25 protein-coding genes are annotated in these 24,335 nt (G+C 47.0%); 11 read left to right on the top strand and 14 right to left on the bottom strand.

The genetic code is table 11. The annotated features are described in order from the left end of the window. The 3 genes from ABDW16_RS14310 to ABDW16_RS14320 all read left to right on the top strand — a co-directional run. Nucleotides 1-496 (top strand): LytTR family DNA-binding domain-containing protein (locus ABDW16_RS14310; RefSeq protein ID WP_343670587.1); only part of this gene is annotated, 496 nt, incomplete at its 5' end. 125 nt (nt 497-621) lie between these two features. Further along, nucleotides 622-1,734, top strand: a complete 1,113-nt coding sequence (locus ABDW16_RS14315; protein ID WP_343670589.1) for a DUF3500 domain-containing protein — start codon at nt 622-624, stop codon at nt 1,732-1,734. Between the two features lie 9 nt (nt 1,735-1,743). Continuing rightward, nucleotides 1,744-2,868, top strand: a complete 1,125-nt coding sequence (locus ABDW16_RS14320; RefSeq protein WP_343670591.1) for a HupE/UreJ family protein — start codon at nt 1,744-1,746, stop codon at nt 2,866-2,868. A gap of 50 nt (nt 2,869-2,918) precedes the next feature. Here the strand turns inward: ABDW16_RS14320 and ABDW16_RS14325 are convergent, their stop codons facing one another. From ABDW16_RS14325 to allB, 6 genes are read right to left on the bottom strand one after another with little or no spacing between them, the layout of a single operon-like run. Further along, nucleotides 2,919-4,268, bottom strand: a complete 1,350-nt coding sequence (locus tag ABDW16_RS14325) for a phosphoenolpyruvate kinase (protein ID WP_343670593.1) — start codon at nt 4,266-4,268, stop codon at nt 2,919-2,921. A 12-nt stretch (nt 4,269-4,280) separates the two neighbouring features. After that, entirely contained in the window at nt 4,281-4,619 is a 339-nt protein-coding gene (uraH, locus tag ABDW16_RS14330; protein WP_343670594.1) for a hydroxyisourate hydrolase, read from the bottom strand. Beyond that, nucleotides 4,616-5,086: a 2-oxo-4-hydroxy-4-carboxy-5-ureidoimidazoline decarboxylase gene (uraD, locus tag ABDW16_RS14335; RefSeq protein ID WP_343670596.1), complete on the bottom strand. Its 471-nt coding sequence runs from the start codon at nt 5,084-5,086 to the stop codon at nt 4,616-4,618. Before uraD ends, uraH begins: the two co-directional genes overlap by 4 nt. Then, entirely contained in the window at nt 5,083-5,817 is a 735-nt protein-coding gene (allE, locus tag ABDW16_RS14340; protein ID WP_343670598.1) for a (S)-ureidoglycine aminohydrolase, read from the bottom strand. The genes uraD and allE overlap by 4 nt, the downstream gene beginning before the upstream one ends. Nucleotides 5,818-5,821: 4 nt before the next feature. Beyond that, entirely contained in the window at nt 5,822-7,018 is a 1,197-nt protein-coding gene (locus tag ABDW16_RS14345) for a M20 family metallo-hydrolase (RefSeq protein WP_343670599.1), read from the bottom strand. Further along, nucleotides 7,015-8,331 carry an allantoinase AllB gene (gene allB / locus ABDW16_RS14350; protein ID WP_343670600.1) on the bottom strand — a complete coding sequence of 439 codons (1,317 nt, stop codon included), beginning with the start codon at nt 8,329-8,331 and terminating at the stop codon, nt 7,015-7,017. The genes ABDW16_RS14345 and allB overlap by 4 nt, the downstream gene beginning before the upstream one ends. Nucleotides 8,332-8,396: 65 nt before the next feature. Here allB and pucL point away from each other — a divergent pair, with 65 nt between their 5' ends. Beyond that, nucleotides 8,397-9,221 carry a factor-independent urate hydroxylase gene (gene pucL, locus ABDW16_RS14355; protein ID WP_343670601.1) on the top strand — a complete coding sequence of 275 codons (825 nt, stop codon included), beginning with the start codon at nt 8,397-8,399 and terminating at the stop codon, nt 9,219-9,221. Here the strand turns inward: pucL and ABDW16_RS14360 are convergent. Genes ABDW16_RS14360 through ABDW16_RS14370 form a run of 3 tightly spaced genes read right to left on the bottom strand, consistent with a single transcriptional unit; the run spans nt 9,208 to nt 13,842 of the window. Further along, the gene (locus ABDW16_RS14360) at nt 9,208-10,176 is read right to left on the bottom strand and encodes an XdhC family protein (protein WP_343670602.1); all 969 of its coding nucleotides are present in this window, start codon (nt 10,174-10,176) and stop codon (nt 9,208-9,210) included. The genes pucL and ABDW16_RS14360 overlap by 14 nt on opposite strands. Beyond that, nucleotides 10,139-12,439: a molybdopterin cofactor-binding domain-containing protein gene (locus tag ABDW16_RS14365; protein WP_343670603.1), complete on the bottom strand. Its 2,301-nt coding sequence runs from the start codon at nt 12,437-12,439 to the stop codon at nt 10,139-10,141. Before ABDW16_RS14365 ends, ABDW16_RS14360 begins: the two co-directional genes overlap by 38 nt. Further along, entirely contained in the window at nt 12,436-13,842 is a 1,407-nt protein-coding gene (locus ABDW16_RS14370) for an FAD binding domain-containing protein (RefSeq protein WP_343670604.1), read from the bottom strand. Before ABDW16_RS14370 ends, ABDW16_RS14365 begins: the two co-directional genes overlap by 4 nt. Nucleotides 13,843-14,065: 223 nt before the next feature. On the opposite strand from ABDW16_RS14370, the gene ABDW16_RS14375 reads away from it, so the two are divergent. The 3 genes from ABDW16_RS14375 to ABDW16_RS14385 all read left to right on the top strand — a co-directional run bounded on the left by ABDW16_RS14375 (nt 14,066) and on the right by ABDW16_RS14385 (nt 15,811). After that, on the top strand, nt 14,066-14,878 hold the full coding sequence (locus ABDW16_RS14375) for a ThuA domain-containing protein (RefSeq protein WP_343670605.1): 813 nt from the start codon (nt 14,066-14,068) through the stop codon (nt 14,876-14,878). 73 nt (nt 14,879-14,951) lie between these two features. After that, nucleotides 14,952-15,548 carry a methyltransferase domain-containing protein gene (locus ABDW16_RS14380; RefSeq protein ID WP_343670606.1) on the top strand — a complete coding sequence of 199 codons (597 nt, stop codon included), beginning with the start codon at nt 14,952-14,954 and terminating at the stop codon, nt 15,546-15,548. Nucleotides 15,549-15,568: 20 nt separating this feature from the next. Next, nucleotides 15,569-15,811, top strand: a complete 243-nt coding sequence (locus tag ABDW16_RS14385; protein WP_343670607.1) for a hypothetical protein — start codon at nt 15,569-15,571, stop codon at nt 15,809-15,811. Between the two features lie 82 nt (nt 15,812-15,893). On the opposite strand, the gene ABDW16_RS14390 is transcribed toward ABDW16_RS14385, so the two are convergent. Next, nucleotides 15,894-16,496 (bottom strand): hypothetical protein, encoded by a 603-nt coding sequence (locus tag ABDW16_RS14390; protein ID WP_343670608.1) that lies wholly within the window; start codon nt 16,494-16,496, stop codon nt 15,894-15,896. 66 nt (nt 16,497-16,562) lie between these two features. Then, nucleotides 16,563-17,594 (bottom strand): AraC family transcriptional regulator, encoded by a 1,032-nt coding sequence (locus tag ABDW16_RS14395; protein ID WP_343670609.1) that lies wholly within the window; start codon nt 17,592-17,594, stop codon nt 16,563-16,565. A gap of 9 nt (nt 17,595-17,603) precedes the next feature. Here ABDW16_RS14395 and ABDW16_RS14400 point away from each other — a divergent pair, with 9 nt between their 5' ends. From ABDW16_RS14400 to ABDW16_RS14410, 3 genes are all read left to right on the top strand, one after another. After that, nucleotides 17,604-19,124, top strand: coding sequence for an FAD-dependent monooxygenase (locus ABDW16_RS14400; protein ID WP_343670610.1), 1,521 nt, complete (start codon nt 17,604-17,606; stop codon nt 19,122-19,124). Between the two features lie 42 nt (nt 19,125-19,166). Next, nucleotides 19,167-19,823 (top strand): class I SAM-dependent methyltransferase, encoded by a 657-nt coding sequence (locus ABDW16_RS14405; protein ID WP_343670611.1) that lies wholly within the window; start codon nt 19,167-19,169, stop codon nt 19,821-19,823. An 82-nt stretch (nt 19,824-19,905) separates the two neighbouring features. Further along, nucleotides 19,906-20,331 (top strand): OsmC family protein, encoded by a 426-nt coding sequence (locus tag ABDW16_RS14410; protein ID WP_343670613.1) that lies wholly within the window; start codon nt 19,906-19,908, stop codon nt 20,329-20,331. A gap of 73 nt (nt 20,332-20,404) precedes the next feature. Here ABDW16_RS14410 and ABDW16_RS14415 read toward each other — a convergent pair whose 3' ends face one another. Beyond that, on the bottom strand, nt 20,405-21,181 hold the full coding sequence (locus ABDW16_RS14415; protein WP_343670615.1) for a hypothetical protein: 777 nt from the start codon (nt 21,179-21,181) through the stop codon (nt 20,405-20,407). A gap of 121 nt (nt 21,182-21,302) precedes the next feature. Here ABDW16_RS14415 and ABDW16_RS14420 point away from each other — a divergent pair, with 121 nt between their 5' ends. Beyond that, nucleotides 21,303-22,253, top strand: coding sequence for a bifunctional helix-turn-helix transcriptional regulator/GNAT family N-acetyltransferase (locus ABDW16_RS14420; protein WP_343670616.1), 951 nt, complete (start codon nt 21,303-21,305; stop codon nt 22,251-22,253). Nucleotides 22,254-22,287: 34 nt separating this feature from the next. On the opposite strand, the gene ABDW16_RS14425 is transcribed toward ABDW16_RS14420, so the two are convergent. Then, nucleotides 22,288-23,286 carry an aldo/keto reductase gene (locus ABDW16_RS14425; RefSeq protein ID WP_343670617.1) on the bottom strand — a complete coding sequence of 333 codons (999 nt, stop codon included), beginning with the start codon at nt 23,284-23,286 and terminating at the stop codon, nt 22,288-22,290. A gap of 82 nt (nt 23,287-23,368) precedes the next feature. Continuing rightward, entirely contained in the window at nt 23,369-24,265 is an 897-nt protein-coding gene (locus ABDW16_RS14430; RefSeq protein WP_343670618.1) for a helix-turn-helix transcriptional regulator, read from the bottom strand. Nucleotides 24,266-24,335 lie beyond the last annotated feature (70 nt).

Raw genomic sequence — 24,335 nt, forward strand, 5'->3', positions numbered from 1 at the left:
GGGCCTCGACTTTTACAAATCCATCCCCCAACCCTCCCTCGTCATCTTCACCACCTCTTACCGCGACTACGCCGTCGAAAGCTACGAAGTCAATGCCGTTGACTACCTCCTCAAACCCTTCACCTTCGCCCGCTTCCAGCAAGCCGTCGAAAAAGCCGCCAGCCGCCGCCAGAACACCACCCAGGCCCCACAACTCGTACTCCGTGTCGACTACGGCCTGGTAAAAGTCTTCATCTCCGACATCCAATATATTGAAGGCTGGGACAACTACCTCAAAATCTACCTCAAATCCCAAAAACCACTCCTTGTCCGCATGACCATGAAAGCCATCATGGAAAAACTACCCCCGAAAGACTTCATCCGTGTGCACCGCTCTTACATCGTCGCCCTCTCCGCCATAGAAAATGTACGTAACAAACAAATCCTCATCGCAGGATCCGACATCCCTTTAGGCAGCAGCTACGAAGCCGCATTCTTCGATGTTTTCAAATCCTGATTTTCACCACAACAAACCGTTCATTGACCCCAATTTCCCCCCGAAAGGCTAAACCTTGTCTTTAATTGCAGGTCCTATGCATAAACCAGCATGAAAAGCCTTTTCCCTTCACCAAAAACAAGAACATGAAAATGCGCACGATCCATTTCAGCTTACTGGCCATCATTCCGGCTATGCTGTTATTTTCCTGTAGTAAGAAAGACGCGACGACGACTTCTACCACTACAGACAGTACCACGACAACTGATACTACCACCACTACTGCGACATCAGATTGTAGTTCCGCGGCCAACACCACTGCCAAGGTAGTTTGCCTGGCCGAAGCCTTTGAAGCTACGCTTTCCAGCTCACAGCTTTCATCACTCGTCACCAGCTATTCCAGCACCTATGCCATCAGGTGGTCTAACCTCCCCTGTGGTAGCAGTTGTCGCAATGGTCTGCAATACTCCTCCCTGAGCAGTACACAGCTCGCCGCTGCAAAAGCAGTCGTAGTAGCAGCTTCAGGTACTGCTGCCAACGAAGGATATGACGAAATCACCCAGATCATTGCAGCAGACGATGTGTTGAATACCGCTAGCGGTAGCAGTAGCTATGGTTCCGGTATCTACTTCATTGCATTCGTAGGTACGCCTTCTACCACCGGTACCTGGCAATTGCAATTCGGTGGCCACCACCTGGCAGTAAACATCACTTTCAGCGGTGGCGCTGTAACCGGTGCTACGCCAAGATTTGAAGGTATCGAACCCAAAAGCTGGACATCCAGTGGCACCACCTATGCCCCCCTGGCACAGGAACAGGCTGCTATGGTGGCCATGCTCGCCTCTCTCAGTACTTCGGAACTGGCAAGTGCCCTGCTGACCACCAAATTTAGCGATGTACTCTTAGGCCCTAACGAAGACGGACAGTTCCCTACAACTAAATCAGGCATCGCTGTCAGCTCTCTCACCAGTGCACAACAGGCGTTGGTATTAGCCGCCATGAAACCGTGGGTAAACGATGCAGACAGTGCTACCGCTGCAAGCCTGCTCAGTACTTACAGCAGTGAGTTAAGCAGTACTTATATTGCTTATTCCGGCAATGCTACACTGGCTACCAATGCTGATTATGTACGTATCGATGGCCCAAGCGTATGGATAGAATTCGTTTGCCAGACGGGGGTAGTATATCCTTCACAGATCCACTACCACAGTGTGTACAGGGACCATAAAAGGGATTACGGCAACAGCTTTACTTTCTAATCTTATTGTATGCGATATTACTTTTTGCTGCTCATTTGCTGTGTAGGTGCGCTGGGTGCAAAGGCACACCCCATGCCGAATTCAATAATATTATTGGATATTAAATCCAATGGTGTTGTTGCAGAAGTGCAATTGCCACTGAGCGAACTGGAACTGGCCCTTGGGCACAAAGTTGAGCCCGGCCCGGCGTTGCGTGCATACCTGCTGGCACATATACATCCGCAAAGCCTGGAAGGCTACCCTTGGACGGTGCAGGTAAAAGACCTGCATATACAATCTGCAGCGCAAACGGCTACAGGCCCTTATAATGAGGTGACAGCTACATTGTGGATGGAACCTGTAAAGGGTACATCTGTTCGTAATTTCAGCCTGCATTACGATGCAATCATTGCCGAAGTCAGCTCTCACAAAGCACTCGTATCAGTTCGTCAGGATTGGGAGAGAGGTAAGTATGGAGAACAATCTTCGGAGGTTGGCGTAATCAAACTGGATGTCAGGAGTGGCACCATAGAACCATTGGTCGTGAGCCGGGAGCAGGGCAGCCTGTGGCGGGGATTCAGCAGTATGGTGGCACTGGGTATGCAACATATAGCAGCAGGTACAGATCACCTGTTGTTTCTCTTAGTGTTACTACTACCTGCACCACTGTTGGTAAGGCAACAGCGGTGGGATGGTTACGGTGGCACCAGGTATTCCCTCATACGCTTATTACAGATCGTGACAGCATTTACGATTGGTCATTCCATTACATTGCTGGCTGGTGCTGCTGGCTGGTTACGATTACCCTCGCAACCGGTAGAAGTACTGATTGCAGTGTCTATATTAGTATCGGCAGTACATGCACTGCGGCCCCTCTTTCCCGGTCGGGAAGCGTGGGTAGCAGCAGGTTTCGGCCTGGTACACGGATTGGCATTTGCCGGTACGCTGGCCAATTTACAACTGGATGCCACGAGAATGGGATTGAGCATATTAGGGTTTAATGTAGGTATAGAACTGATGCAGCTGATCGTAATACTCTTTGTGATGCCATGGCTGATATGGCTAAGCCGGATACCCGCATATAAGTATGTACGTGTAACCGGGGCAGTGTTAGCTGGAATAACAGCCACCATGTGGATCACAGCCCGCATATAAAAGTTTTTTGCCGGCCGCAGGCCGCGCCCAAAGATCAACATTTGAAGTTCTCAAATGTTGATCTTTGCTCTTCTCCCTTCCAATATCCTATAAAACGACCTCGTCCTGATCTCTTCCATTGTCAACCCTGTTGCTACCACTTCTTCCTCCGACACCGCCCCACAATTAATAGCCTTCAAAAAGAAGTTCAGCAACCCCTGCCCGGTGGCAGCATCATCAAAGATGTCTTTATTTAAAGTAGAAATGGCAGCCCGCTCCACAAATGTTTTCAGTCTGAATAAAGCCTCCTCATAATTGCTCAGGAAGAAATGATAAGTCGCTGCATACCGCATAGGTAATTGTGCCGGATTCAGGTCCCAGCCCTGGTAAAACCCATTAATCAGCGAATGCATGGTATGACCATAACCCGTACGCCATGCCTGGTGCACATGCTCCCTGTTTTCTTCCAGTTGTGCATAATTCAGGTAATCACCTTTATGCAATGCGACAGGTATCACATTAGTAGCGCCATCAGACAAAAAAATCCCTGTTCCCCCCAGTGCTACCTTCGTCATATGATGTGCAAAATCACATACAGGATGTGCCATAGTCTGGTACTTTGCCGTAATGCCGCAGGAAGCAGTATAATCATACGTGCCAAAATGGGCAGCTATACATCGCCCTTCACTTGCCCGGATAATGCGCATCAGGGGGTTACGCCCTTCTTCATCCATAATGATCTGGGTCGCTTCCACCATTGTTTCCATTTTCAAAGTACCGGGCTGCAGCTGTAGTATTTTTTCCAGTACTTCAAAGAAACGGACCAAAGTAGTAACCTGCTCAGGAATGGTAACTTTAGGCAGCATCACAACAAAGTTTTCAGGAAGAACCCCCTTTGTATGCTGTAATAAAGTAGTTAAAAACAGGTCCAGTGTGCGCACGCTTCTCTGCTTCAGGTCTTCAGTAAATGGTTTGATCCGGATGCCGATGAAAGGGGAGATGGTATCAGACTGCATGCCCTTTGCCAGTTCAATAGCAGCTGCGATGGCTGTGGCATCTTCTTCGTCATCAGGTCTGTTTCCAAACCCGTCTTCAAAATCGATACGAAAATCTTCAACAGGTTCTGTTTGTAATTTAAGCATGATCTTATTGTATATAATCTCTGCAAGCCCGGTGTCTTCCCAGTTCAACGCCTTTGCCAGTATGCTGCTGTCAGGTGCATACGTATGGAAATGTTGCAGGGCAATTTCACCCATCCTGATACAGGTATCAGCCTTGAACAGGTTAGCGCCGCCATACACCGTATGTATGGGTTGCCTGTCTGGTTTATCGCCGGGGTAGGTCTGTTGAAAAGCAAGGTTTGCTATTTTCAGGGTACCCAGCAGGGCATGTTTGTCAGAGTCGGGAATAGATAGTTGCATAGTTTAATCAGTTTAAGAACCACGATAAGTAGAGTAGCCAAAGGGTGACAACAGGAGCGGCACATGGTAGTGTTCATGGCTGTTTACAAAAAAGGCAATCTCTACAAATGGAAAAAAGGAAGTCGTGAAATTGCGCTCAAAATATTCCTGTGTGTTGAAATGTAATTTATACAGGCCATGGGGCAGGAGGGCCGCGGCATCCAGCAGGTCAGTCACCCTGCCATCATTGTTGGTGAGGCGGGAGGCGAGTTGCACCCACTCCTCGTCATGCAGTGCAAATAAAGTAACAGATACATCACGGGCGGGGGCACCCAGTGAGGTATCGAGTATATGGGTGGTCAACTGGCTCATGCAAGTAGTTTTTCAAGACGTAAGTGTGTAATCTTCCCTTGCTCTGCCATGGCGATCTTAATTTCTTCGTCCGGGGTATTGTTCATCCTGGCATGGAGCAGGGACAGCATTTCGGTGGCAGACTTGCCGGTGGCGCATACGATAAAGATGTAGCCGAATTTTGCTTCATAGCGTTGATTAGCGGTGGCTAATTCCTGCAACACAGCTGTATCTGCATTGACCACACCCGCCTGTTCTTTGTGCAAAGCTGGCTGGTCGCCGATGCGGGGATGATGGCTGAATGCCTCCAAACCATCCGCGGGGGTACATGCCAGCCAATGTTTACGGGCTGCATCCAGCAAAGTTGTTTTATCCGCCATGGGAAAATCTGCTATCATCTTTTCCACCCAGGCATGTGATCCACAGCATTGCTGCAGGGCGGTGTACAACGCAGGCTGGGGTAAATGATTGAGTGCATCGAGCGTCATATGGTGGTGGGAAACCTGTTTACATTTTTGTAATAGATGTATACCGCCGGTTCCTTGCCCATGGCCGTAAACCACTGCTGGCAGTACGGCGCCATCCAGATAGCATCTCCTTTTTTAACAGGGTACCATTGATGATCCAGCATATATACACCTTGTCCCTGAAGATATAGCAATCCATGTTCCATGATGTGTGTTTCTACAAATGGCAGGTGACCACCGGGGTCGTAGGTAAAGATATTCACAGCCATATCAAAAGAGAGATCTTCCGGCAACAGTACCTGTAACCGCAAAGCAGGATCACCGAGAAAAGCAGGCCCGGGTATATGTGCACTGTCACCAAACAGAATGGTAGGCGTGGGGTATCCTTCCAGTGGTTCATACACCTTGTGGAAGGTGAGCAACTGTGTACCGGCACTGGCTTGCTCAAACTGGTATGTTTCTCCGGGTGGGAAGTAAACGAACTGGCCGGCGCTGAGTGGGGTGCCATTGGCAATACAGTTGCCCTGCATCACATAAAAGAAAATCTGGGAAGCAGCAGTGCTGCCACTCACAATACTCTCCGCCTTCATAGTGATGAGTGTCTGGCATAGCCTTGCACCCATCTGTTCATTGATGAGCACATTGATTGTACAATTCGTCCATCCGGGTACTACACTGTTTACATGCCCATCGGGGCATATCAGTGCGTGACTACTTTTGACAACGGAACGGGTGAGTGCTGAAATCTCCATATGTTTATCTGATAAGTTGTTGAATAAATGCGTGGGCGACCTGCAGGGATGCTTCTATATCAGCAGGCTCCACATCTTCCAGCGGATGATGACTGATGCCTTTGAAACAACGTACAAAGAGCATACAGACAGGGGCTATGGCTGATACGGCTACCGCATCGTGACCCGCTCCACTCACGAGTTTTACAATTTCAATACCAGTAGATTGAATAGCATTTTCCAGTACACCGGTAAGTTCCTCATTACACTTCACGGGTCTTGTTTCCTGCACAATGTTCCATTCAAAACTGATATTTCTTTTTTCACAAATAGCGGTAAGCAGGTGCGACAATTCCGTAGTGTCAATATGTTCACCTCTTACATCAAGACTGCACACCACCTCACCCGGAATCACATTCGAAGCGCCATGTACCACCTGCAAAGTGCCCACAGTAGCAACTACCTTGTCCCTATGCTGCATGGCCCATTGTTCCACCATCACAATGCACTCCGCCGCACAGCAAAGTGCATCCTGCCGCATGGTCATCGGCACCGTACCTGCATGACCTGCCATCCCTTTAAAGACCAGCTGGCTGCGTTGCTGACCTGCTATACCAGTAACAATCGCCACTGGAATATGTTTTTCATACAATACAGGTCCCTGTTCAATATGTATTTCAAAATACCCCAGCCACTGCGCTGGCGGAATCTGATCTGCTGCTAACAGTTCCGGGCTACCTCCCATAAGGCGAATGGCATCCCCCAATGTAGTCCCCCCAGCATCCTGTATCTCCAGCTGCTGCCTGTCAAAGGCTCCTGTCAATACCTTACTTCCAAGATAGGTAGTATGAAACCGCACCCCTTCTTCATCACAGAATGCGACAACCTCAATATGAAAGGGTAAGTCCATTTCAAGGGAACTGACCACATCCAGTGCCATTAGTATACCCAGTGGCCCATCCCACTTTCCTGCATTGACCACAGTATCAAAATGGGAGGCAAAGACAAGTGTACGGGCATGGGGGTTTTTAGAAATTAACCTGCCACGTACATTGCCAATATTATCTATCCGTGCGGACAATCCCGCTTCCTGCATCCACCCCAATATCACCTGGCTGGCCTTCATAAAAGCCATAGACCCAAAGGTGCGGGTCAGGCAGTGATGATCTTCACTGATAGCTGCCAGTGCCTGTATCCGTGCAAGTATGGTGGCTGTACTCATAAGCGTAAGATATTTTCCCCCTGTGGCGCGGCAGTATATACACCTTCGTCATATACTTTTACACCTTTGAGGTAGGTTTGGAGCACCACACCATCCAGCATTTCGTGCGCATAAGGTGTAATCGGGTGTTTGTGTTGTAAGTTTTCAGGAATGACTTCAAAAGATTGATCGGGGTTCCAGATCACCAGGTCAGCATCGTACCCTTTCGCAATTTTTCCTTTGTGCTTTTGGGTGCCTGCTAACAGTGTGGGGGCGGTACACAACCATTGTGCAATCTGGGTCAGTGATACTTCTCTTTTTTTCGCCGCTGTCCATAAAGCGGGCAAGGCTAACTGCAGGGACGATATTCCGCCCCACGATGTTACATAATCACCCTGTTTCAATCCTGGGGGACTGGGCGAGTGATCCGTAGCCACCATGTCAATAATACCCGATTTTAAGGCTGACCACAGGAGTTCATTATTTTCCTGACTCCGAATAGGCGGCGCGCATTTAAACGCCATATTGCCATCAGGAATGCCCTCTGCGTTGAAGTATAAATAATGTTGCGCTGTCTCAACCGTCAGTGGCAATCCCTGTGCCTTTGCTTTGATGATCTGCGGCAATGCAGCAGCTGCAGAAAGGTGTACGATATGCACCCTGCAATTATATGCTTCACATAAGCGTATCATAAGGGCAATGGCTTCTTCTTCCCAGGCAGCGGGGCGCGAAGCCAGGTAGGCTGAATAGGTACCCACTACAGATGCCGGCATCGGGGTGGATAACTCACAATGTACCAGCAGGGGTAAACCATGTTTGGCTATCACAGGCATGGCCTTTCTTAAATCTTCTTCTGTCACATTGGGAAAGTCTTCAATACCGGAATGGGTCAAAAATGCTTTGAACCCCAATACACCGTGGGCAATCAAGGGTTCTAACTCATCCTGGTTACCCGGAACTACACCTCCCCAATAGCCGCAATTGGTATACAGGTTAGCCACCCTGATCTTTTCTTCCAGTGCGGCCACAGTAGTAGTAACGGGGTGCGCATTCAGTGGCATGTCTACCAGGGTAGTAATACCACTGGCCAGTGCGGCACGGGTAGCTGTAGTAAACCCTTCCCAGTCAGTTCTGCCCGGTTCGTTGATATGTACATGCGGATCAGTGATGCCAGGCATCAATACATAATCTTCTATGTCGATTATTTTTTGAACAGCATCGCCGGGTATAACAGTGACAACATCTGCAATCAATCCATCCTTAATCAGTACCACGGCCGGTCGAATACCATCGGGAGTAATAATACGGTTCCCTTTTATAGCCAGGTCAAACATATATGAGTTCTTATTTAAAAATAGGCATTTAATTTTTTAAATTAGAGAAGTAAATGTTAACCATCATGATCAAACTAGGCGAAAATTCATACGGCAAAAACGCCGTTCAATTATCCAAAATCATCCGTCACCCTGAATATGATGAATTCAGGCAGATTACTGTCAATGTATCCCTGCAAGGCGATTTTGAAACCGCCCATACACGGGGAGACAACACGAAGATCCTGCCAACGGACACACAAAAGAACACAGTGTATGCCCTTGCCAAAGAGCATTTTACCACCAGCATAGAAGCCTTTGCCCTTCACCTGGCAGAACATTTTGTACATACCCAGCAACAGGTATCTACTGCTACAGTCGAAATAGCAGAAGCTGCGTGGTCAAGACTTACGCCTCATGCTTACATCAGTGGAGGTACAGAAAAGCACACGACCAGGATCGTTTACAATGCGGCAGTTACCACCATTGCCAGTGGTATTACCGATCTGCTTATTCTCAAAACAACTGACTCCGGTTTTGAGCACTTTATCAAAGATCCTTATACTACCTTAAAAGAAACCAGCGACCGCATTCTCGCTACCCAATGTGAAGCAACCTGGATCTACAAAGGACCGCTTAAAGATTATAGCGCCATCTTTGATAATATCCGGGCTACCTTGCTGGGTACCTTTGCGGGCCACAATAGCCTGTCTGTACAGCAAACCCTGTATGCCATGGGCGAAGCTGTGCTGGAAGCCTATCCTGAGGTACAGGAGATTACCCTGAAAATGCCCAACAAGCATCACATTCTCTTTAACCTCGAGCAATTTGGTATGAGCAATCAGAATGAAATTTTCATTGCTACAGATGAGCCTTATGGTTATATAGTAGGTACCGTCATCCGGGAGTAACCGCATTCCGCTCCCTGATTATTTCCGCTGCAATACTAACCGCAATCTCTTCCGGGGTCTGACTCTTAATAGGCATACCTACCGGGGCGTGAATCCGCTGCAATAACTGTGGGGAAATCCCTGCTGCCTGGTACTCCTCAAACAACTGCTTTATTTTCGCCTCGCTCCCCAACATACCTATATACCTGAACTGCTTATAGAGCAAGGCCCTGATCACAACATCATCACTGCGGTACCCCATGGTCATAACGACTACATAACTGTGAGGCCCCTCAGGTATCATTCCTTTCAGTTGACTATAATCTTCTACTATTACTTTTTCATGTGCCCATTCATTCCGCAAAAAAGTATTCAGCCCGGGTCTGTTATCATATACATGAATATAAAAATCCAGCATAGACATGATCTTGGAACAGGCTAAAGAACAATGTCCGCCACCAACCAGGTACAAATGATCTTGATACCCCAGTTGTTCAGTATAGCGCCAGTCATCAGGCGAAAGCATAACAAATGCGGACCTTCCTGTTTGTTCCTTAAACTCCAATCCCGCAGGCGATAATTGCAACAATCCATTTCTATATTGAGAAAGGCAGTTAATAATCTGTTGAATCAAACCAACATCTTTTTTATCCACACGGTACAGTAAAATAGTTTGCTCCCCGGAACAGATCATACCACTCTGATCTCTTGGACTACTTTTATCATGCACCTGTCTGCGCACCACGGCCACTTCCTGGTGCTGCATCAACTGTTCCCTGGCCATTTCCACAAATTTATGTTCCATGATCCCGCCTCCGATGGATCCCGCCATGTTTCCCACAGCATTGACAGCCATGAAAAATCCTTGTCTGCCGGGACTACTCCCCTCACTCTGCAATACATAGAGCAGCATGACAGGAATATCCTGCAGCAGACTTTCACGAATCAATTCCCAGGTGACTAACTTTTTCTTCATGGGCTGGAACAGGCTGTTTTGAATACAATGCCATCAACACTCTTTCAGGTGTCATAGGCGCAACAAACGGAATCACTGCATCCGGCTTAAAAGCCAGGATGGCATCCCTTAGCGCAAACCATGCACCTATTCCATACATGAGTGGTGGCTCTCCCACAGCTTTTGAGCGGAAGATGGCCATGTTGTCATTCGTAGTATGTAAATGGTCAATGAGAATTTCTTTGGGCACAGCATAGATGTCCGGAACCTTGTAGGTAGACAATGCATTCGATAACAGTTTGCCATGTTGGTTATAAATCACTTCCTCAAGCGTCATCCAGCCTATGCCCTGAACAATGCCACCTTCAATTTGTCCCCTGTCAATATCAGGGTTCATGCTTACACCAAAGTCATGTACCACTTTCACGCTGTCAGTTTCATATGTACCGCGCAGGCAATCTATAGTGACTTCAATAATAGCTGTGCCATATACATGATAGGCAAAAGGATGTCCTTTGCTTGTTTCGTTATTATAATGAATAATGGGCGTGGCATAATGGCCATGCTCAGAAAGAGAAACTCGTTGCACAAAGGCAGTATTTACAAGTCGAAGCCAGTTCCATTCGGTAGGGTTACCATCCAGTAATACGACTTCATTTTGAATGGTGAGTTGCTCACGGTTGGTTTTTAAATCTGTGGCTGCCAAAGTCAATAACCTTTCTAACAGCACTTTACAGGCCAGCAAGGTAGCCTTGCCATTCAGGTCCGCCGTGGCACTTGCTGCAGACGGCGATGTATTGGCAATCGTGTAAGTACTGGTCGCATTGATCTTCACTCTCTCATAACCAATACCCAGCGTTTGCGCAGCAACCTGCAATATTTTTGTATTCACACCTTGCCCCATCTCTACTGCACCGGTACTGATACCTACACTACCATCGCTATATATATGAACCAGTGCGCGTGCATTGTTCATCAACGTATTCGTAAATGAGATGCCAAAACAAACCGGCATCAGTGCAAACCCTTTTTTAACTAACAGATGTGCTTCGTTAAAAGCATGGATGGAAGTACGTATATTATCCAGGTCGTACAATGCTACTGCTTTATCCCAACAAGCGGTGGCTTCACTTTCTGCTAACTGTCCATAAGGGAATGCATCCCCTGTCTGAATCAGGTTGGCTCTTTGAATCAGTGCCTTATCAATATGTAAACCTGCCGCTGCTGCTGCAATAGCCGCCTCAATCACATACATGCCCTGTGGCCCGCCAAAACCTCTGAATGCAGTATTGGGGGGTAAATGTGTTCTGCAGCTGTATGCAGTCGCAGTTACATTGGGTATATAGTAGGCATTGGTACAATGGAATAAAGTTCGTTGCAGTACGGCAGGCGAAAGGTCGGCACTGGCCCCGGCATTCTGAAAAAAAGTAACCTCATAGGCCAGTATTTTCAACGCACTATCTAACCCTATTTTGAAATCGGCCATGTAGGGATGGCGTTTTCCTGTCATGGCCATATCTTCCATTCTGTGCAGGGAGTATTTCACCGGTTTATTCAGCAGGTGTGCAGCCAGTGCGCAGAGTGCTGCCCAGGTATTTGCCTGGTCTTCCTTGCCGCCAAATCCGCCGCCAAGGCGGGTTACTACTACCTCTAGCCGGTGCATAGGTATGCCCAGCACCCGCATAATCGTTCTTTGTACAGCCGTTGGGCCCTGGGTAGATGAATATACTCTCAATGACCCATGTTCCTGTGGAATGGCATATGCGCCCTGTGTTTCTATATAAAGATGTTCCTGCCCGTTGATGTCAATAGCGCCTTCAAAGATATGTGTGCACTGGGACCAGGTACTATTTGTATCTCCCAGTATCACTGATTTGGGTGGCATAATGAGTTCTCCTTTCGCCTGTGCGGTTCTTGGATTCGTGATCACTTCCAATGGATCAATGATAGCCTGTATCTTCTTCACGGCTGCCCTGGCCGCATCCCTGCTGTGCGCTACCACCAGCGCCAGCGGCATGCCTGCAAAATGAATATGGTGGTCAGCAAAGAGTGGTTCATCGGGGATAATTCCACCGATCTGGTTCTCTCCCGGAATGTCGTGTGCTGTGAAAATGCGTACTACACCCGGTATCTGCAATGCTTCTGTCAATTCCAGCCGGCGCAGTATGCCATGTGCCACAGGGGAGCCATAGGCAGCGGCAAAGAGCGTGCCCTGTAGTAGTGGCAAATCATCCAGGTACACCGAGGTACCTGTGACGTGCGTATCGGAGTCTATATTCTTCATCGGATCAGGATGGCTGTTTCCAGTTGTGGAAACAGGGTAATGAAATGAGCCTTGAATAATTGTGCTAATAATAACCGTTTGTAATCTTCAGTGCCCCGGGCATCAGAGATGGGGGTGACTTCCGTTTGCAACAAAAAGCTGGATTCCCTGATCAGGGATTCAGTCAATAATTTGCCTGTCATGAACCGGGCTGTTTCCTTCAGCAATAGTGGTACAGGTCCGACCCCACCTGCAGCAATGCGGATATCGTCAATGATATCGTATTGCATGGTGATACTGATGGCGGTATTCACGCTGGCAATATCGAGGTGGGTGCGCTTGCTCACTTTTTCAAAGTTGAACAAGGTATTTTGGGAAGGCAGGTTGAACCAGAACCGGGTGATGTATTCATCGCCTGATTTGTCCAGTTGTTTATAGCCTTTGAATAATTGTCTGAGGGGGAGCTCCCTTTCTTTTTGCCCGTCACTGAGCACGAGGGTAGCATCCAGCGCCAGGAAGAAAATGGATAAGTCCCCGATGGGGGAGGCGTTGATAAAATTCCCGGCTATGGTAGCCATGTTCCTGATCTGGGTGGAGCTCACCTTTTTCAGGTATTTACTTAGATAAGGAAAGTAAGCCTGTAATAGGGGAGATGCCAGCATGTCCGATACGGTAGTGGCGGCACCCATGATGCATTTATTGCCTTCCTGCCAGATGCCTTTGAGGGCAGGTTGATCATACAGGAATCGTAGCGCCTTTTTTCCAAGGGCGTCATGCTGCTGAACATAGAGATCAGTGCCCCCGCCAATTGGTTGCGCCCTCACATCATCAGCCGATTCCAGGGTGCTATGGAGTGCCTGTAACCGTGCCGGTATATGTACAAAATATTCAGGTAAAATATGTGCCCCGGCAGCATATTGTGCGGGCGTAGTGCCATTGCGGGGTTCCAGTATTTCCGCCACCCTTGCGGCAGCCCTTTCTATGGATTTATAGCCGGTGCAGCGACAGATATTCCCGTCGATGGCGGCAATGGCATTTGTCAGCGTAGGGGCTTTATGGCTCAGGCAAAATCCCGTGAGGGACATCACAAAACCTGGTGTGCAGAAACCACATTGGGTGGCGGCACAGTCCTGCATGGCATGTTGCACGGCGGTGAGTGAACCTGGCAGGTTAATACCTTCAATAGTCACCACATGTTTACCTCTTACATTTCCCAAAGGGGTCAGGCAGGAGGTAAAGGAGCGGTAGTGCATGGCACCGTTTCGCAATTCCCCGATCAGTACGGTGCAGGCACCGCAGTCGCCCTCATTGCAGCCTGTCTTGGTGCCGGGCAGGTGTTGGTAGTACCGGATGTAATCCAGCAGGAGCATACCTGGGGGGAGGCCGGTACCAATGTCTTCATTATTGAGAATAAAGCGTAGCAATGGGGATAATGGGTTTATTGGAAGATAATAAAAATTTGCCAGAAAAGCAATTCCCCCCTGGTAAGCCAGGGCCTGTGGCTACCTTCCCTTCAATGAAACTATAGTGCTTTTTCGTCACCAATTCGTCACCAAAAGGGCACCTCATTATCCAAGGGATATTGAGGTGCCCTTTTAGTACCCTTTAAATACCGAAGTAATGGTGAAGTTGTAGTATACTTGAGCTATGAAATCACTATCCTTATTCATAGCATTACTCCTCTACCTCACCCCTGGGTTTTCCCAGAAAATCCTTGCCTTCTACACCGCCAGAGAAGACGCTGCCCACATCAGCTTTGTGCACGAAGCCAACAAATGGTTCCCCGCTGCCCTCGCCAAATACCACTGGACCTACGACTCTACCAACGACTGGAGCAAATGCAACCCCGATACCCTGGCCAGGTACAACGTCATTCTCTTCCTGGACACCCGTCCGGAAGCCCCTGCTCAAAGAGCAGCTTTTCAAAAATATATGGAACATGGCGGTGCCTGGATGGGATTTCACTTTTCCGCCTTCGCCCTTACTCCCTCTGCGTACAACCAGGACTGGGACTGGTATCACAATACCTTCCTGGGTTCCGGATCATATGGGAGCAATACCTGGCGGCCAACTTCCGCCGTATTAAGAGTAGAAAACAAACAGCATAGAATTGTTCATGACCTGCCGGATACCTTCCGGTCAGCACCGAATGAATGGTATAGATGGTCTAACGACCTCCGGAAGAATAAGGATATTACCATTTTATTGTCCATCGACCCGGCCAGTTTTCCCCTGGGTACCGGGCCCAAACCCAGCGAAATATGGCATAGTGGCTATTACCCCGTGGCCTGGACCAACAAACGATATAAAATGGTCTATGTAAATATGGGGCATAACGATATTGACTATGAACACGGTACTAATAGGGAATTATCTTATACATTCGCAAACCCTGACCAGGACCGGTTTATCATCAACTCTCTATTTTACTTAATAAATTCAAGTAGAATATTACCCTAATTCTGGCAATATTTTAATCAACTTTTTCAAGTTTTCCTGCCGGAATCAGGTTACCTTTGACCTCGGAATGCTAATGAGTGACTCGCGTGGTAATGCGCAATTGTTTACTTCTGATAATGCCTTTGACCAAATCTATCCACAAGGGATTCAACAACTGTCAAAGAGGCACTGGACACCGCTTCAGATCGCTACTGCGGCTGCTGCGTTCCTGGCGCACAAGCCGGGTTCCAGGGTCCTGGATATAGGTAGTGGAGTTGGTAAATTCTGCCTGATAGGGGCATATTTTCATCCAGAATCTTATTTTTACGGAATAGAACAACGAGAAGAGCTGTATCTGTACGCCAGACAAGCTAAGGAAGTACTAAAGGTGGAAAATGCCGATTTTATATCCGGCAACTTCACCCGTTTTAACGCAGACCAGTACGATGGTTTTTACTTTTACAATTCATTTTTTGAACATCTGAAACCGGAAGATGGTATCGATCAGCAGATCAATTATTCAGCTAATCTTTATGACTATTATTCCCGCTACATGCAGGAAATAATGGATCAAAGGGTTTCGGGCACCCGATTAGTCACCTATTATAGTATGGGGGATGAAGTGCCGGATAGTTATCAGCTGGTAGACGCTTCCGACGATATGCTCTTAAGAATGTGGATAAAACGTTAACGGAAAAATTGATTAATGACATGAAAACAGCAGAATTAGCGTCGAAGATAATCGTCCAATTAAAAGATGCTAAAGACGACGGCGCAGTTGAAGCGTTATTAAATGCCTCTCTGAAAGAATTGGGAGCCAGCAGGATTTCCATCAGACAACTCGAAGAGAAACTGGAAGAAGTGTCACCTCTGGAAGTAGATAGTGTACAATGGATGAACCTCCGGTACACCCGTATCTATCTCCGCAAGCAGGAGGAGCTGCAAGAAGTTTAATAAGAAAGGCCCCGGCAGATGTCGGGGCCTTTTTATTTCTTGTGATTTATAGTGATTAGTGAGAAATGACTCATTTAAATAATTAGCGGTCATGTCTGCCGTGATCTCCACCCCGGCCATGTCCACCGCCGTTCCACCCGCCACCGTCATGACCTCTTCCATTACCATTCCAACCGCCGCCATGTCCTTCATGACCACGTCCGCCTCTGTCCCAACCACCACCGTCATGACCTCTTCCACCATAATATCCGCCTCTCGGACCATCACCATGTGGCTGTGCAGCGAAGTAACGGGGATTACGTGAATCCCTGATGATTGACTGACGGCCCCAGGCACCTCTGTATCCCGCATATCTTTCCCTGTAAACACCCGGGTGCAGGTAAGGACGAGGTTCATTTACCACTACCTTATAACCGCGATACAGGTCATAATGGAAGCGTGGCGGCAATGCTGGTGCAAACACCCACCTGCTACCTTCCAGGTATATAAACTGGCGCTCTGGTATATAATAATATGCGTCGATATCTGGCATGTAGTAATATTCAGCATAGTCATAACCCACAGGGCCCCACACTGGCTGGCTGCCAATATTCACGTTCACATTAAACCTCACCTGCGCGTCTGCCTTATAACCGTATATTGAACCAATGGCTACTAAACAGGTAATAAGAACTATCTTTTTCATAACAAGTTGTTTTATACCTATCAATAGCCAAATAGAATGCCAAACTCTAAATTTCCGCTGAAACCCTTATCTGGTAAGGGAACCAGGGGTGACGCCGAAATGCTTTTTGAATGCCCGGCTAAAGTGCTGGAGGTGAGCGTAACCTGTTTCGAATGCGATTTCTGATAATGTGAGCTGATTATCAAGGAGCATCATTTTCGCATGTTCCAAACGTGTTATATTGAGGTAACCAAAAACTGTGTTGTTAAAGATTTGTTTAAATCCCTTTTTCAGTTTGAACTCATTTAACCCACACCGGCGGGCTAGTTGAGAAAGGGTAGGCGGGTTTTGCATTTCTTTCAGTATAATTTCTCTCGCCAGGTAAATTCTGTCAATATCATCCCTGCTTTTTAATATATCTGTTTTCGTTATGCGTGGAGTGAATAATTCATTTTGCAGCATCATCAGTTCCATCATCTTCGTTTCAAGGAACAGCTTTTTCATATTCCCCTGTAGCGTGCTGTTCCAGATGGCATGGATGACAGACAGCATTTGAGGTGTATAATGTACAGCTGGTTGCTGTATGAGGAATGGACGTTCTGCCTGCAGATTTTCGACTATATGTGGGTAGTAAGGTGCGAATAACTGTGCAAACCGGTCTGTGGTCATATGGATAGTAAATGTATTGTGCGCACCATCGCCAACAAAACGGTTCTGTTCCCATTGTCCGGCATTGTACATCAGGTTGTGATAACCTTTTACGAATTCCAGTTCTTCTTTCAGATAACTTTGTTGCTGCAGGGTACGGCCTTCAAGTGTGAAGTTCATTTCAACAATTGGTGCATCGTTGAAGTGCCGGAGGGTCTGACCTTTCAGGCGGGGATCTATAATGTATAGCTGGCCATCCGAGACAGAAATCTCTCCCAGTTTCATAAAGCGGTGCTGCCCCGTGGCTTCAGGTAGAATCAGGCTGTTCACATATGGAACATCATTATCCGGGAGGTTTTTGATTTCCTCAAAACCGGGGAATTTTTGTTGGTCGGGCATATCTGCAAAATACTCCGTTTTAGGCACAAAACATTCCGGAATATGCCATTGTCCGGGCGCTACAACAAGCATCTTTGGTATATGAAAACACAACAACATGTACCCGTGCTGATCGTCGGCGGGGGCGTGGTAGGCTTGTCTGCCGCGCTATTTCTTTTACAACAGGGTATCGTTCCTATGCTGGTGGAAAAACATGCCGGCACTTCTATTCATCCCCGCGCCAGGGGCTTTGATATTCGCAGTATGGAATTATTCCGTTCATTGGGTCTGACCGATGCCATCCGTGAGGCCGGGAAGGCATTGGCGCCTGCATGGGGTATTTTGAGTGGCGTTTCTATTGCAGCTGCTATGGAAAACCGTAAGCCGCATAAAAAAACGAGAGGTCCTGAACTGATCGTGAAGGCGGCGAACCTGGACAGTTATAGCCCGGAGCAGGGTGCAAGATGTACACAGGATTTATCAGAACCGGTATTATTAAAGGCAGCTATTGAAAGAGGTGCAGATGTACACTTTCAAACTAAATGTATTTCTTTTTCCCAGGATGAAAATGGGGTGAGCGCTGTCATGCAGAGTGGAGAAAAAGAATGGACAGTGACAGCTGATTATATGATTGCTGCTGATGGTGCAGGTAGTAATATTCGTAGCACTTTGCAGGCCGCTACTATGGGAGTAGGCGCTCTTGGTAAACTACTCAATATTTACTTTGAGGCAGATCTTTCAGCAGAAGTGAAAGGCAGGGAATTCAGTTTATTATTGGTTGATACTCCTGGTATCAAGGGCTTATTGACGGCTATTAATAATACTGACCGCTGGGTCTTTCATTTATTAAATGACAGGGATTATACACAGGAAGAACTGATAGCCATATTAAACACCGTAGTCGGTTTTCCTGGAAAAAAGATCCAAATTCTCAGCATCCTTCCCTGGCAACCCACTGTGAAAGTAGTAACCAATATGCGTCATGGCCGTATCTTCCTGGCAGGCGATGCTGCGCATACCATGCCGCCATATGGTGGTAAAGGTGCAAATACCGGTGTTCAGGATGTGCATAACCTGGCCTGGAAACTGGCTGCTGTATTAAATGAAAAAGCAGATAGTACACTACTGGATACTTATGATATAGAAAGACAACCTGTCGGGTATGAAAATGCTGTCAGTTCCGGTGCCTGGGCAGATGAGTATGGATTGCTGAAAAAGAAGAGAGGAAATATGATGAAGATAATGGGCAGTATGCTATCTGTTATTGCGCTCAACAAACTGGGTTTTAAAAAGCGTAGTCATCGTATTGCCATGCATAACATAGCAGGCATAGCTGGTTTACCGGAATACAGGTATTCAAAACAAAAAACCTACCTGAAAGCCGATGCCCTCAATGGCGCTGTTGGTACCCGTGTACCACATGAGTGGATCACTGTTAATGGAAAGATAATATCCTCGCTGGATGTAGTAGGTATCGGCTATGTTTTGTTTACTGGCAAGGGTTGGAATGGGGAGCTGCAAAACAATATCCCCGTTTATCCAATGCGTATGTTGCCGCCAAAGGTCGCCATATTGGTGAGACCGGATGGGTTTGTCGAAAAATACTTATATTCAATACCGTAATTGTAAAATAGCCACGTTCATAGACCCAAAAAGACACCCCCAATGAAATACGTGTCCTACTTTTTCTATATCGTCTGGCACTGGGGCTTTAGCATGGCATTTTTTATCATCTGGTATGAGATTCGCGGAGAAAAACAATTTGGCGTAAAGACGATTGGCACAGATGACCTGGTGACACATATACCGGCAGCAGAGCTGGAGCATGCATCTATGTATGAACCGGTAAATTATTATACAGGTAGCTGGTTATTGGACCATGTGGAAAAGCATGAACTGGGTACGACCTTCCTGGATGTAGGATGTGGAAAAGGCAGGGTACTGGCCATTGCTGCAGCCTATGGGTTTACCAATATTACAGGGATTGATTTCTCTCCAAAGCTGTATGGCGATGCACTGGAAACCGCCACGGCACTGGAAAACAGGTATGCAGGCTGTAAAGTGGATATTGTATGTGCAGATGCCAGGAAATACGATATTCCGGACCAGGTAGGTGTGATCTTCCTGTTCAACCCCTTTGACGAGGTGATCATGGATGACTTTATCAGCCAGGTGATGGAGAGCCTGCTCCGAAACCCCCGCCCGCTAAAAATCTTATATGCCAATCCCCAATGTAAACAACTCTGGCTGGATGCCGGTTTTAAGGAATCGGCGGCTTTCCAGAAACTAAAATACCTGAAAGGATCGGTTCTGACATTTTAACCCGGGTTAAAATTTTTACCATAGGAAATAGGCAATTTTACATCAACAAACAAATACACAAAAAACCCAAAAACAAGATATTATGAAAAGAACAGCAAACGCACACTGGAATGGTAATTTAAAAGAAGGTAAAGGCAATATTTCTACCCAGAGCACCGTACTGGCCAATACACAGTATTCTTTTAACGCCCGTTTTGCCGATGGACCAGGTACAAACCCTGAAGAGCTGCTGGGTGCTTCCCATGCAGGTTGTTTTACCATGGCACTGAGCGCAGCGCTTACACAGGCTGGCTTTACAGCTGGCGACCTGGATACAAAGGCGACTGTAGAACTGGATCCTTCTATTCCCGGTATTACAGGGATTACGCTGGACCTGGTAGCGGCAGCCATTCCGGGGGTGAGCGAAGAGCAGTTTAATGCGATTGCGAAGGGTGCGAAGGAGAATTGTCCTATTTCAAAGGCGCTGGCAGCTACGCCAATCACTTTGAATGTGACCTATAAAGCATAAAATGGTGTTAATACCACATCATAAAAAACGCTTTTGCCGCAGGCAAAAGCGTTTTTTATTTTAAAAAGAAATATCAATTTTTTGCAGGCGTGATCTCATCTGCCTCAGGTGTCGGATTCAACACAAATGCTTTTTTCCTGGGATCGTACATAATATACAGGTACCCGCCTCTCTTTCCAACATCATTCCACACGGTAATATCCTTGTTCCCATCATTGTTAATATCATCTACAATGGTGTTGCCGTAAATGATCGTCCACACATTTCCACTGGCAGTTTTTACATTTTCAAAGTCAATCTCCTGGGTCACTTTGTTCGTCACTTTATCCACAATCTTCAGTTTCCGCATCACGGCCTGTTTGCCAATGACCTTCTTGCTATACACCCCTACCAGGTACTTATCTTTCAGGCTGGCACTCTGGATAATATCGATGGGGTTGATCTTCGCAGTGGCGACTGTATCAATCAGTTCCCCGATTTTTTCCAGTTCTAGTGTTTCAGGCGTCATGTTGTTTTTCAGTGACATCCAGGTGCCTTTCATCTTGTTCCCGTAAAACAGGAAATCCATCATCGCATTCGGCTGGTTATTAATGGTTTCTTTCAAAACCATATGGGTACGTTCGTTGAGTATACCATTGAGGGGAATCGGTTCATTCAGGTTATCATACATATACACCCCTTTTACAGTAATGGCTTCCGGGTCATCTCCATACCCACGCAGCAGCTGCACAGAGAGATGAATAGGTCGGTCTCCGATTTTCCCTTTGAAATTATAGCAAACATACCAGCCCGCATGACTGGTGCCGGCAAATAGCAGGCATAGGAGCAGGGATAGGATAGATCTTTTCATAGGTATTGGTCATTTGGAATAGGACAAAGATACCCCAACTTATTGAGATTTTTCATATATGATGTCAATTCAGAAAATAGTCAGTACATTTACGTAACTAGTTACGTAAATTATGTCAACAATGGAATTCTTCAAAGAAGCGGGCAAAATGGCGCTTGGCAGCCGGCTCCGGTTGCTCACAGAAAAGATTACCGAGGACGCGGGACAGATTTACAGCCTCTACGGTATAGACATGCAACCGAAATGGTTCCCGGTATTCTACGTGCTTTCCAAAGGGGAGGGCAAAACCATCACCGCCATCGCCAAAGAAATTGGTCATACCCACCCATCTGTGAGTAAGATCACCACCGAAATGGCAAAAGCCGGTTACCTCCTGGAGAAAAAGGATAAAACCGACGGCCGCCGGAACGTGGTGCAGTTATCAAAAAAAGGAAAGGAAACCGCTCTTCAGATTGCAGATCAATATAAAGATGTAGAACAGGCGGTTAATGAGATCTCTTCCCAAACGAGAAATGACCTCTGGCAGGCGATTGAGGAATGGGAATTCTTATTGGAAGAAAAAAGCCTGCTGCGCCGTGTACTGGAAACGAAGAAACAAAGAGAAAGCAATACCATTCGTATTGTGGAATATACACCTGCCTATCAACAGGCTTTCCGCGATCTGAATGAAGAATGGATCAATACGTATTTCAAAATGGAACCTGCTGATTACAAAGCACTGGATCATCCGAATGAATACATACTTGACAAGGGTGGATATATTTTGGTAGCCCTGGATGGCGACACGCCGGTAGGGGTATGTGCACTGATCAAAATGGATGATCCTGTATACGAATACGAACTGGCTAAGATGGCTGTATCTCCTAAGGCGCAAGGCAAAAGCGTAGGCTATAAACTAGGTAGCGCCATCGTAGAAAAAGCCCGTTCATTAGGTGCTAAAAACCTTTACCTCGAAAGCAATACAATTTTAAAACCAGCCATTGGATTATACCAGAAATTAGGGTTTAAAAAAGTAGCCGGGCGCGCTACTCCTTATGAAAGATGTAATATTCAGATGGAGTTGATCTTATAAAAAAATGCGGGTTATTACAACCCGCATTTTTTTATTAACCGTTGACTAACTTCATCGCACCTGGCAGGTACCTTTCTCCTAAATTCGGATACTTGATAACGAGTGCATCAATTGCTGCCAGATCGTCGGCAGACAAGGTAATATCTACTGCTCCTGCATTTTCTTCCAGGTACTTAATTCTCCGGGTACCAGGAATCGGAATAATATCTTCACCCTGTGCCAGTACCCATGCCAGCGCCAGCTGTGCAGGCGTGCATTGTTTACCAGCTGCCAGTGCTGCAAATTCAGCTACCAGTTTTCCATTATTCTCCAGGTTCTCTTTTTGATAGCGGGGTAATCCTTTTCTGAAATCACCCTCTACCAGGTTGTCGGCACTGGCATCGATCAGCAATCCTCTTGACAGCGGGGAATAAGGTACCAGCGAAGTGCCGAATTCCCTGGCGGTATTGAGTATATCACCTTCCACATCTCTTGTCAGGATAGAATATTCTGACTGCAGGGCTGCGATAGGATGCACGGCATTTGCTTTTCTTAAAGACCTGGCGGAAGCCTCACTCAGTCCCAGGTATCTTACTTTACCTTCTTTCACCAGTTCTGCCATGGCACCCACTGTTTCTTCAATAGGTACATTTGGATCCACGCGGTGTGCATAATACAAATCGATGGTATCTATGCCCAGTCTTTTTAAACTATTTTCCACGGCGGTTTTGATCCATGCAGGAGAGCCATCAAAGTAAGTGTTGGACGTGCCACTGGGACCAGCCTGACCATCTCTGAAACGGAAACCGAATTTAGTTGCGATAAAGATTTTATCCCTGTTAGGGACTAATACTTTTGAAATGAGGGATTCGTTTGCACCAGCGCCATACATATCTGCAGTATCCCAGAAATTAATGCCCAGTTCCAATGCCCTGTGCAGGGTTGCAATGCTTTCTGTATCATTGCTGGGGCCATAAGCAAAGCTCATACCCATGCAGCCCAATCCTGTAGCGGAGAGCTTTTCGCCGGTATTGCCAAGGGTTCTGTACTTCATATCGTGCGTGTTTTTGTACACACAAAGTTAGGGGGCATATAGCAGGTGGTCATTAACGGAATCAAACAGAAACTTACAATTTTCAAACAAGCACAGCCCCATTCCGGATTTCGCCCGGCGACACGCCCGCATGCTTGCGGAAGAAGTTGGTAAAGTAAGGTGGTGACTCAAACCCCAATGCATATCCTATTTCAGCCACGTTCCAGTCGGTATGCTGCAATAAGGCTGTCGCTTCGCGGGTAATGCGGGAGGCGATATGCGCAGTGGTAGTCTTGCCGGTGATTTCTTTTACAGAACGGTTCAGGTGATTGACGTGTACAGAAAGGCTTTGTGCAAAGTCGTTGGCAGTCTTTAACCGCAGTGCAGCCTCCGGGGTGTCAATGGGGAACTGCCTTTCCAGCAGTTCCAGGAATAAACTGGAAATACGGGTAGATGCATTGGCGTGTTTCTCAAATGAACCGGCAGGCGTCATTTTCATGCCTTCGTGAATGAGCAGTTGTACACAATTGCGGAGAACGCTGAACTTATGCACATAATCACTGTTCATTTCCCTGACCATTTTATCAAAGATGGCTGAGATTTCCCCAATTTGCATTTCATCTGGAAAGAATACAGGGTGTGGCGTGCCGATACTGAACAGGGGCGAATCCTGCAACTTCTCTATCTGCGACAGGAAAGCCTCGGTGAAGATGCAGTACCAGCCACGCTGATCCGGATCATCCGTTTCCCAGGCATAAGGTACTATGGGATTGGAAAACAGGAAAGCAGGTCTGTCTATATTGATCCAGGTATCGGCATAGTGAATCTTGCCGGTACCAATGATCAGGGAAATTTTGTAGAAGTCCCGGCGGCTGTAAGGGCTGCTGGTTACGCAGGCCTGCCGCATGAAGATATTGAAATTCCCGGGGCCGTTTTCGTTCGCGGGCGTTGCCTCGGGGTGACGATTGTAAAAGTCCTGGATACTTTCGGAGCGTTTCATACATTAAAGTTATAAAATTCAAACATGATTACCACCTCCCGGTATTATCCCCATGATTTTTTATCTTGTC

Source organism: Chitinophaga sp. (genome assembly GCF_039596135.1).
In the GTDB taxonomy this organism is placed as follows: Bacteria; Bacteroidota; Bacteroidia; order Chitinophagales; family Chitinophagaceae; genus Chitinophaga.

Bases quoted from the DNA above. Each gene is read 5' to 3' on its own strand.
- ABDW16_RS14315 (WP_343670589.1), top strand. From the start codon at position 622: ATGAAAATGCGCACGATCCATTTCAGCTTACTGGCCATCATTCCGGCT.
- ABDW16_RS14320 (WP_343670591.1), top strand. From the start codon at position 1,744: ATGCGATATTACTTTTTGCTGCTCATTTGCTGTGTAGGTGCGCTGGGT.
- ABDW16_RS14325 (WP_343670593.1), bottom strand. From the start codon at position 4,268: ATGCAACTATCTATTCCCGACTCTGACAAACATGCCCTGCTGGGTACC.
- uraH (WP_343670594.1), bottom strand. From the start codon at position 4,619: ATGAGCCAGTTGACCACCCATATACTCGATACCTCACTGGGTGCCCCC.
- uraD (WP_343670596.1), bottom strand. From the start codon at position 5,086: ATGACGCTCGATGCACTCAATCATTTACCCCAGCCTGCGTTGTACACC.
- allE (WP_343670598.1), bottom strand. From the start codon at position 5,817: ATGGAGATTTCAGCACTCACCCGTTCCGTTGTCAAAAGTAGTCACGCA.
- ABDW16_RS14345 (WP_343670599.1), bottom strand. From the start codon at position 7,018: ATGAGTACAGCCACCATACTTGCACGGATACAGGCACTGGCAGCTATC.
- allB (WP_343670600.1), bottom strand. From the start codon at position 8,331: ATGTTTGACCTGGCTATAAAAGGGAACCGTATTATTACTCCCGATGGT.
- pucL (WP_343670601.1), top strand. From the start codon at position 8,397: ATGATCAAACTAGGCGAAAATTCATACGGCAAAAACGCCGTTCAATTA.
- ABDW16_RS14360 (WP_343670602.1), bottom strand. From the start codon at position 10,176: ATGAAGAAAAAGTTAGTCACCTGGGAATTGATTCGTGAAAGTCTGCTG.
- ABDW16_RS14365 (WP_343670603.1), bottom strand. From the start codon at position 12,439: ATGAAGAATATAGACTCCGATACGCACGTCACAGGTACCTCGGTGTAC.
- ABDW16_RS14375 (WP_343670605.1), top strand. From the start codon at position 14,066: ATGAAATCACTATCCTTATTCATAGCATTACTCCTCTACCTCACCCCT.
- ABDW16_RS14380 (WP_343670606.1), top strand. From the start codon at position 14,952: ATGAGTGACTCGCGTGGTAATGCGCAATTGTTTACTTCTGATAATGCC.
- ABDW16_RS14385 (WP_343670607.1), top strand. From the start codon at position 15,569: ATGAAAACAGCAGAATTAGCGTCGAAGATAATCGTCCAATTAAAAGAT.
- ABDW16_RS14390 (WP_343670608.1), bottom strand. From the start codon at position 16,496: ATGAAAAAGATAGTTCTTATTACCTGTTTAGTAGCCATTGGTTCAATA.
- ABDW16_RS14395 (WP_343670609.1), bottom strand. From the start codon at position 17,594: ATGCTTGTTGTAGCGCCCGGACAATGGCATATTCCGGAATGTTTTGTG.
- ABDW16_RS14400 (WP_343670610.1), top strand. From the start codon at position 17,604: ATGAAAACACAACAACATGTACCCGTGCTGATCGTCGGCGGGGGCGTG.
- ABDW16_RS14405 (WP_343670611.1), top strand. From the start codon at position 19,167: ATGAAATACGTGTCCTACTTTTTCTATATCGTCTGGCACTGGGGCTTT.
- ABDW16_RS14410 (WP_343670613.1), top strand. From the start codon at position 19,906: ATGAAAAGAACAGCAAACGCACACTGGAATGGTAATTTAAAAGAAGGT.
- ABDW16_RS14415 (WP_343670615.1), bottom strand. From the start codon at position 21,181: ATGAAAAGATCTATCCTATCCCTGCTCCTATGCCTGCTATTTGCCGGC.
- ABDW16_RS14420 (WP_343670616.1), top strand. From the start codon at position 21,303: ATGGAATTCTTCAAAGAAGCGGGCAAAATGGCGCTTGGCAGCCGGCTC.
- ABDW16_RS14425 (WP_343670617.1), bottom strand. From the start codon at position 23,286: ATGAAGTACAGAACCCTTGGCAATACCGGCGAAAAGCTCTCCGCTACA.
- ABDW16_RS14430 (WP_343670618.1), bottom strand. From the start codon at position 24,265: ATGAAACGCTCCGAAAGTATCCAGGACTTTTACAATCGTCACCCCGAG.